The sequence below is a fragment of the uncultured Campylobacter sp. genome, assembly GCF_937997465.1.
Lineage (GTDB): Bacteria > Campylobacterota > Campylobacteria > Campylobacterales > Campylobacteraceae > Campylobacter_A.
The window spans coordinates 1-3600 of the sequence record NZ_CALKTQ010000002.1 but is presented as its reverse complement, the minus strand read 5'-3'; the positions used below and the strand labels follow the sequence as shown (position 1 = coordinate 3600).

4 protein-coding genes are annotated in these 3600 nt (G+C 49.6%); all 4 read right to left on the bottom strand.

Features of this window, described 5'->3' with window-relative positions:
- Positions 1–177: 177 nt before the first annotated feature.
- Positions 178–921 (bottom strand): TerB family tellurite resistance protein, encoded by a 744-nt coding sequence (locus Q0546_RS00055; RefSeq protein ID WP_298789439.1) that lies wholly within the window; start codon positions 919–921, stop codon positions 178–180.
- A gap of 4 nt (positions 922–925) precedes the next feature.
- Positions 926–1984, bottom strand: coding sequence for a hypothetical protein (locus Q0546_RS00050; RefSeq protein WP_009496422.1), 1059 nt, complete (start codon positions 1982–1984; stop codon positions 926–928).
- 40 nt (positions 1985–2024) lie between these two features.
- Positions 2025–2159, bottom strand: a complete 135-nt coding sequence (locus Q0546_RS00045; RefSeq protein WP_298789437.1) for a hypothetical protein — start codon at positions 2157–2159, stop codon at positions 2025–2027.
- Between the two features lie 3 nt (positions 2160–2162).
- A partial coding sequence (locus tag Q0546_RS00040) for an AIR synthase-related protein (RefSeq protein WP_298789435.1) occupies positions 2163–3600 on the bottom strand: 1438 nt, incomplete at its 5' end.

Below are 3600 nucleotides of genomic sequence, written 5' to 3'. Positions count from 1 at the left end.
ATACCACGCCGAAACTTGGCTGAATTTTACAGAAAATTGACTAAATTTTAAAAATCTAAAGGCGAAGTATTTTTGATTTAGACGCGGCGGTTTTCAATTTTATGGCGGGAGTTACCGAGTGGGTAATGACCGAGTAAAATTTAGAACCAACAAAGTATAAATCAAAAAGACAAGCCGCTAAGCCGTACGTTGTTTTATGGTTTCATATGCCTCATTTATCTCTTGCAGTTTTCTGGTACTCTTTTCTATCATCTCCTCGCTCTCACCGCGCCCCATAAGGATATCAGGATGATATTTTTTCACGAGTTCGCGGTAGCGCTTTTTTACCTCGTCAAACGGCGCATCCTCTTTTAGCCCAAGTACGGCGTAAGGGCTTTTCGTACGCATTTCATACGGATTTCGCCGCGTCTGCCTTTGATCGTAAAATTTCTCAAACCTCGCTAGTATCGCTTCAAAGATGCCCTCATCAAGCCCAAATCCAGAAGCGATCTGCTCGATGATATTGCGCTCGCTTTTGCTAAATTCGCCGTCTATGTAGGCTAAGTTTAACAAAAACGATATCTTCGCAGCCGCGGCGTCTTGGCTAAGACGAAAGCGATCTTTATATTGCCGCGCGATAAAATAGGCATTATGCACTGTCTCTTTTTCGCGGTTATATATCTGCTTTAGCTCCGCTCTCATAGCTGCGTCGTTACCGAGCCTTAGCGTGATATCGTCTAGCGTCTCGCTGATAAGGCGAGCTTCTAGCTCATTTACCCTGCCGTCGCTTTTGGCGACTTTGGCAAGCAAGCTAACTAAAAATTTCGCCTCTTCAAACATCGCCCGTTTTTGTGAGCCGCCTAAATTCGCGGGATTTTGACTGAAATTTGAGACCAGATAATAAATCCCGTAAAATATCAAAAACCAAAAAATAAAATTCAAAATATCACCATAAATGATAAATCGTATTTTTGAGCTTGCCGCCCACTAGCTCGTTTTTACGCCACGAGCTCTCGTCGTTCATCACGTTCCAGCGGCGCTCGTCGGGGCGGTAGAACCAGTCTTTGTCGATCTGATAATAAATCTGCTTGCCGTTTGCCTCGATGATGTTGGCGATGTTGTTGTCGTGGTAGCTGTTCTCGTCGTAGTCGGTAAACGCGCGCTGTCCCATCTCGGAGTAAAGAAGCGTAAGCTCCTGAAGCATCTCGTTTAGCTCGTTGTCCATCTTTTGCACGTGCAGCCCGATCTCCTCTGCCTCGCGGAAAAGTATCGGATAGTCATGCGCCGGATAGTCGCTGTTTAGGCGCTCGGAGATGTTTTGGATCTTTGATTCGTCGGTCATATGGTAGCGCAAAAGCTCGCAGCAAATCTTTAGCGAGAGCGAGCTAGCGCGGTCTACGGCGCCAAAAACCAGCGGATGGATATAGTTGTATAGCGATTTATACGGGTTTTCGTCATTATCTTTTTCGTGCATTTTCCATAGTTTTATCACGCGGTTTAGCTCGTCCATCGATACGCTAACGCGCTCGTTGCCGTTATCTATCGGGCTCATCGCGTGCTTTAGCGAGGTATCGACGGCGGTCAGATACGCTAGCGGACCCATCACAATCTCGTTTGCGCCAAGCGCCATCATCGTCGCAGCCGACGCGCAGTTAGCAGGAATGAGAGCGGTGATGTTTTTGCAGTAGTTTCGCAGAGTGCTGATGATACGAAGCGCTGCGATACCGCTGCCGCCGTCACTTTTGATGAACAAAAACGCGTTTTCTATCTTTTTGCCCTTTAAAATTTCATACATCGCGCTCGCGTCGTTGCCGCAGACGCTGCCCGCGTTTGAGTTGTAGTATGTGATGAGCGTGCCGCCCAGTTTGGCCTCGACCGCCTTTAGTACCTGCTGAGTCTCGCTAAATAACACCGGCGGTTTAGCTACGCTTTTTTGATCCATTCCTCTGCCCTCCTTTTGCGGCTGTTCTTCTTCTTTGTTGTTTAAAAAGTCTTTCCAAGACATCTACTTTCCTTTCAAATTTTGGTTAAATTTTCACGGTCTTTTAATATCGCTTGCAAAATTTGGCGCTAAAATGCTTGACCAAACGCCGCCGAGACGAGCCAAATTTAGCAAGCATCAAATTTACGCCGCTCAAATTTAGCCAGCTCAAACCCGCCTCGCCAAAATTGGGCGTCAAATTTTAGTCCTCTTGGCGGATGATTGCGGCAAATTTATTAAAATAAACCTCGCTCACGTCGCTTAGCTTTTCATCGATATCGTTTAGTTTAAATTTATCTCCGCCCACGCTGCCGATTTTTTCAAATTTGACGCCGTATTTTGTGGCTAGAGCTTCAAATTTAGCCTCGTCTTTTACGCCGACGATCGCGCGCGAAAAGCTCTCGTCAAAGATGAAATTTGACTTTTTAACATCAAATTTACACTCCGCACCAAGCCCGCTTAGGCATGCCATCTTAGCTAACGTTATCGCTACGCCGCCCACGCCTACGCTGTTTGCAAACTCTAGCGCGTCCGATTTATTTGCCTCGATGACCAAGTCCCACAGCGCGCGCTCTTTTTTGTAGTCCACCGCGCACAGCTCGCCACCCACCGCGTCAAATAGCGCCTTAGCGTAAAGCGACGCGGCAAATTCGCCCTTCGTCTCGCCAAGCACGTATATCGCCGTGCCCGCGCGCGCAAAGACGCTGGACAAACTCGCGTTTGCATCATCGTTCACGCCCACAGTCACGATCGCGGGCGTCGGATAGACGCTCACGCCCTCGGTGTCGTTATATAGGCTCACGTTGCCGCTCACAACTGGCGTATTTAGCTCGCGGCAAGCCTCTTTGATACCCTCGCAGCCCTGCGCGAACTGCCACATGACCTCCGGATTTTGCGGATTTCCGTAGTTTAGGCAGTCGGTGATAGCTAGAGGCGTCGCTCCGCTCATCGCGACCTTTCGTCCGGCCGCCGCGACCGCTCTAGCCGCGCCGATTTTGGGATCGACGAAATTTGCCCGCGGGTCGCACTGCGCCGCCATCGCGATCGCCCTACCCGTTTCTTTCACGCGGATAACCGCGGCTCCAAGGAGCCCCGGCTGCTTGATCGTATTTGTTTGGATATTGGCGTCGTATTGATCGTAGATTAGCGACTTGTTTAGCACCTCTGGCTCGCCAAGCAACTTCCAAAACGCGGTTTTGCCATCGACGTTTTCAGGTATTTGCAAATTTTTGATTTCGTCTAGGTATTTCGGATGCGCAGTCGGTCGGTCAAGCACCGGAGAGGCTTCGCTAAGCGGCGCTATCGGTATCTCGCCCGCTAGCTCGCCGTGCCAATAAAGCTCCATCACGCCGCTACTTGTCACCTCGCCGATAATCTCGGCGTCGAGATCCCATTTTTTAAATATCTCAAGTATCTTTTGCTCGCAGCCTTTTTTGGCGCAGATGAGCATACGCTCCTGGCTTTCGCTCAGCATTAGCTCGTACGGCGTCATACCCGTCTCGCGCATAGGCACGCGGTCTAGATACATCTTCATACCGCTGCCGCTGCGTCCGGCCATCTCAAAGCTACTAGACGTTAGCCCCGCCGCGCCCATATCCTGGATACCCACGACGTAGTCGGTTTTAAAAAGCTCCAAGCAC

Excerpts from the sequence above, each read along its gene's own strand:
- Q0546_RS00050 (WP_009496422.1), bottom strand. The coding sequence starts at position 1,984 with ATGTCTTGGAAAGACTTTTTAAACAACAAAGAAGAAGAACAGCCGCAA.